This window comes from Actinacidiphila sp. bgisy167, from assembly GCF_965342175.1.
GTDB lineage: Bacteria > Actinomycetota > Actinomycetes > Streptomycetales > Streptomycetaceae > Actinacidiphila.
Map to the genome: position 1 here is coordinate 1 of NZ_CBDRBL010000167.1, position 4045 is coordinate 4045.

General features: G+C 74.5%; 5 protein-coding genes. 4 read left to right on the forward strand and 1 reads right to left on the reverse strand.

All coding sequences use genetic code 11. The features are described from left to right. Positions 1-851: hypothetical protein (locus tag ACRWND_RS30405; RefSeq protein ID WP_431955134.1), on the reverse strand; the 851-nt coding region annotated here is incomplete at its 3' end. A gap of 90 nt (positions 852-941) precedes the next feature. Here ACRWND_RS30405 and ACRWND_RS30410 point away from each other — a divergent pair. The 4 genes from ACRWND_RS30410 (at position 942) to ACRWND_RS30425 (ending at position 3963) form a co-directional block, all read left to right on the forward strand. Then, a complete protein-coding gene (locus ACRWND_RS30410; RefSeq protein ID WP_431955135.1) occupies positions 942-1643 on the forward strand; it encodes a hypothetical protein in 702 nt (233 codons plus the stop codon). A 40-nt stretch (positions 1644-1683) separates the two neighbouring features. After that, on the forward strand, positions 1684-1869 hold the full coding sequence (locus ACRWND_RS30415) for a hypothetical protein (RefSeq protein ID WP_431955137.1): 186 nt from the start codon (positions 1684-1686) through the stop codon (positions 1867-1869). A 140-nt stretch (positions 1870-2009) separates the two neighbouring features. Beyond that, the gene (ltaE, locus tag ACRWND_RS30420) at positions 2010-3083 is read left to right on the forward strand and encodes a low-specificity L-threonine aldolase (protein WP_431955139.1); all 1074 of its coding nucleotides are present in this window, start codon (positions 2010-2012) and stop codon (positions 3081-3083) included. Positions 3084-3261: 178 nt separating this feature from the next. Then, positions 3262-3963, forward strand: a complete 702-nt coding sequence (locus tag ACRWND_RS30425) for a L,D-transpeptidase family protein (RefSeq protein ID WP_431955141.1) — start codon at positions 3262-3264, stop codon at positions 3961-3963. Positions 3964-4045 lie beyond the last annotated feature (82 nt).

The following is a 4045-nucleotide window of genomic DNA, read 5'->3' on the forward strand; positions in this document are numbered from 1 at the left end:
ACGGCCCGCACGGGTGCGCCGTGCGGGCCGAGCGCCTCATGCATGGCGTAGGCGGCCTCGGCGAGTTCGCCGGGGTCGCAGGTGGGCTCCGGCAAGGTGCGGCTGCGGCTGACCGACGAGCCGCCGGCGAGCCGGACGGTCAGGGTGAGCCCGGTGGTCGTGCGGCCGGTGCCTCGCAGCCGGTCACCGAGGCCGAGCCCGAGTTCCAGGACGGCCCGGCTCAACGCGCCGCGGTCGGTGGGGTCGGTGGCGTCGACGGTGAAGAGGCGGTCGGCGACGAGAGAGCCGAACGGGTGATCGGGCGCGATCGGAGCGGGGTCGAGCCCGTGCGCGCGTTCCCACACACCGCGCCCGGGAAGAGCACCGAGGAGCGCCTGGAGATCGGGCAACGGCGCGGCGGCGACGTCGCCGACCGTGTCCAGCCCGGCCGCCGCCAGCATCCGGACGGCTTCCGCGGTGATACCGGGAAGGGCCGCGACCGGCTGGGCCCGCAGGAAGCCGGCGACGGACTCCGGGTCGGAGTCGACGGCGCGGATGCGGCCAGGGAGGACGTCGCAAGCGGCCATGGCGGCGACCGTACGGCTGCCGGCGATACCGATCGTCAGGCTCACGTCGTACAGGGCCGCGACCCTGGTGCTGATCATGAGGGCGAGCTGTTCGGGCAGCAGCCCGTAGAAGCCCACCGCGGACTGCACGTCGGCCACGACGGCGTCCGGCGGCTCGGCGCGGACGACCGGGGTGAACTGGCCGACGAGCCCGGCCAGCGCCGCGAGCGTCGCCGGCTCGGCGCCTCCGCAGCGGATGTAGAGCACACAGGGCCCGGGGCCCTGGTGCGGCTCGGCTTCGACCATGGGGTCCGCCTCCACCTCTTTTCGAACAGGTGCTCGATTTCGAGTGTAGGGCATTCCGGCTCCCCGCGTCCGGCTCATAGGCTGCGTCGCATGACCTTGACCGCCGTCCAGCGCCGCGCCCTGCTGGAGTCCGACGCCGACACCGGGCAGCTGAAGGCGCGCGCACCCACGTGCGCCGCGCTGGTCGGGCAGGGCCTCGCCGTGCGTTACGGCCGTACCGGCGGCTACTACCTGACCCAGGAGGGGCGCCGGCTTCGCACCGAACTGGCCGGCGCGTCGCTTCGGAGCGGGGAAGCGAAGGCCGCGGCACCGGTGCCCGGACCGCCGACGGCCGAGCCCGCCGAGCGCGGGGATCGAGGGAGCTTCACCGCCGACGACGGGCACGGCACCGGCTCCGCCGCCCCCGGCCGCGCCGCCGAGGTCGCGTCGGCCTGGTCGGGGCTGCTGGAGATCCGGCGCGTCCTGCAGGACGGCGACACCACGCGGCCCGCGCCCTGGGAACGCGAGCGCTTCGTGCACGCCGTCGCCCTGGCGCTGGAGGCGGCCGGCCGGCCCCCGTGCGCGCGCGAGGCCGCGGGTCCGCCCTCGGCCGCCGGTTACGCCGTGGCGCCCTCCGCCCAGAGCGGGGTCGCCGAGGTGTCCTGGCACTCCCCCGCTGGGGACGCCCGGGGCTCCACCAAGGCCGAGTTGGCCCGCTGCCAGAGCGTCCTGGAGGCGTGCGGCTGGCAGTGCACGCTGCACCGCGACCGCCGGCGGAGGGCGTTCCTGCTGGTGTCGCCCCGCAGGGCCTGAGGGAGCACGATGGAGGCAGCGACTCAGGAGGTGGTCCGCCATGACGTCCACGTCGCCGGAGGCCGATCCTTACCTGTACGCCGAGACGCCCTCCCAGGCGGAGGGCGAACGGATCTACGACACGGCCGAACGCAGCACGATGGAGATCCACCCGGACGTGCCCCGCACGACCCCCTCCCAAGCGGAGGGCGAACGCGTCGACGACCTCGACCTCCCGCCCCGGTGACCCGGGACGGGGTGCGCCGCGAGGCCGTCCGCCGGTGACCCCTGCGGCGGAGCGCGGGGAAGAGCCGTACCGCGGCCCGCGCCCGCGGCGCACGGTGGGCCCGGCGAGGCCGTGACCAGGAGGCATGGCAGGGTGAGGGCATGCCGACCATCACTCATGTCACCGAAGAGCAGCCCGGACGCTTCATCGACCTGCGCAGCGACACCGTCACGCGACCCGGCGCGGGCATGCGCCGGGCCATGGCCGAGGCCGAGGTGGGCGACGACGTCTTCGCCGAAGACCCCACCGTGGGCGCCCTCCAGGACCGGATCGCCGAGCGGCTCGGCTTCGAGGCGGCGCTGTTCGTCTCGTCCGGGACGCAGAGCAACCTGTGCGCGCTGCTGACGCACTGCGGCCGGGGCGACGAGTACATCGCCGGGCAGTCGGCGCACGTGTACCGCTGGGAGGGCGGGGGCGGCGCCGTGCTCGGCGGGATCCAGCCGCAGCCGCTGCCCCACCGGACGGACGGGACGCTCGACCCTGCCGACATCGCGGACGCCGTGAAGCCGGACGACCCGCACTTCGCGCGCACCCGTCTGCTGTGCCTGGAGAACACCATCGGCGGCCGGGCGGTCCCCCTGGACTACCTGCGGACCGCCACCGGGCTGGCCCGGGAGCGCGGGCTCGCCACCCACCTCGACGGGGCCCGGCTGTTCAACGCGGCGGTGGCCGCGGGCGGCGACCCGTACGAGCAGGCGCGGCTGATCGCCGGCCACTTCGACAGCGTCTCGGTCTGCTTCAGCAAGGGCCTGGGGGCTCCCGTCGGCTCCGCGCTGCTCGGCAGCCGGGCGTTCGTGGCGCGGGCGCTGCGCTGGCGCAAGGCGCTCGGCGGCGGGATGCGGCAGGCGGGCATCCTGGCCGCGGGCGCACTGTACGCGCTGGAGCACCAGGTCGCACGGCTCGCCGAGGACCACGTGAACGCCGCGCTGTTCGCGGAGGGGATCAAGGGTGTGCCGGGCCTGGTGGTGGACGGCGCCCAGACCAACATGGTGTTCGCCGAACCCGCGCCGGGGCTGTCCGCCGAGGAGGTGCAGGAGCGCCTCGCGCGGCGCGGGCTGCGCTGCGCCGGCTACCCCGGGCGGCTGCGCTTCGTCTTCCACCTGGACGTGTCGCGCGCCGACACGGAGGAGGCCGTGCGCATCGTCCACGCCGCCCTGGGCGGTTCCCCTCGCTGACGGCGGGCCCCGAAGTGAGGCCCAGAAGTGACGGCAGGCCCACGGCCCGGCGGCCCGCCCGGTCGGCGGACCGCCGATTCCCCTTCTCCCGCGCGTGTTTCCGCAACCTCCGGCGCCTCCCCGCTGTCCTAGGGGGTGAGGCCGTCAGGTGACGGCCCACCAGGGGGATGGGGGATCAATGCGAACGAGAGTGTCAGCGGGACGTCGGGCGGGGGCCGCCCTCACGGTGGCGGTGCTGGCCGTGACACCGGTCGTGGCGGGGGGCGGCACGGCGCAGGCCGCGTCGTGCACGAAGAGCAAGGGCCCCTACCAGAAGCAGGTGGAGAAGTTTTTGGGCCGGCCGGTGGACGGGAAGCAGTCGGCGGCCGACTGCAAGGCGACCCGCGCTTTCCAGACGAAGTACGGGATCTCCCCGAACATCGGCTACGCGGGGCCGGTGACCTGGGGCGTCATGAAGATCATGAATGCCCAGAAGGCCGCGGGGCGCAACCCCGACAAGGCCGGCACGTGCCCCGTCAACAAGGGGCGGATCGCGTGCGTGGACCTCACGCGCCAACTGAGCTGGATACAGGACGGCAGGAAGCTGACGTTCGGGCCGGTCCCGGTTCGCACGGGCCGCAACGGCTACGAGACCCGCACCGGCGCCAAGAAGGTCTACTGGCGGAACATCGACCACTGGTCGACGCTGTACCACGTCCCCATGCCGTACAGCCAGTTCTTCGACGGGGGGCAGGCGTTCCACTCGATCTCCGGGAGTGTGTGGTCGCCGCCGGGGTCGCACGGCTGCGTGAACATGCGCACGGCGGACGCCAAGAAGTACTGGAGCCTGTTGCGCAACGGCGACGACGTGTACGTGTACGGACGCAAGCCCGGTACGTGACCGCGCCGCGCCGCACGTCGGCGGGCAGGACCTGGGTGGGGGGGGGGGGGGGGGGCCCCCCCGGCCCCCCCCCCCCCCCCCC